This window comes from Xenorhabdus santafensis, from assembly GCF_033949405.1.
GTDB classification, from domain to species: domain Bacteria; phylum Pseudomonadota; class Gammaproteobacteria; order Enterobacterales; family Enterobacteriaceae; genus Xenorhabdus; species Xenorhabdus santafensis.
Genome location: NZ_VCDN01000352.1, coordinates 1 through 324 on the forward strand (window position 1 = coordinate 1; position 324 = coordinate 324).

Consider the following 324-nt stretch of genomic DNA (forward strand, 5'->3'; position numbering starts at 1 on the left):
CATACACGAGGTTGTTGGTCGGCGTACACACTAGAGATATCTCGAGACGTCCAAGAAATGATTCTAATATAGAAGGGGGGTCTCTTACATGAGATTATTTGTTGGTTTAGATGTAAGTTCGTTTGATATGAAAGTTTGCTTTTTAAATGGTGACGGAGAAAAACTGGATTCTTTTTCGGTCAGTAATGACCTACCAGGAGCTACTACACTCAAAGAAAAATTATTACAGTGTATTGCGGGTAAAGAGGTCGACATCCTTAAGATTGGTCTAGAATCCACCTCTGTTTACAGCTTTCATCCTTCTATGTTTCTTCACCATGATAT

1 protein-coding gene is annotated in these 324 nt (G+C 38.6%); it reads left to right on the forward strand.

Annotated elements, in window-relative coordinates; genetic code table 11:
• Positions 1 to 88: 88 nt before the first annotated feature.
• Positions 89 to 324, forward strand: a 236-nt coding sequence (locus FE392_RS22735) for an IS110 family transposase (RefSeq protein WP_319931950.1), incomplete at its 3' end; no start/stop codon positions are given.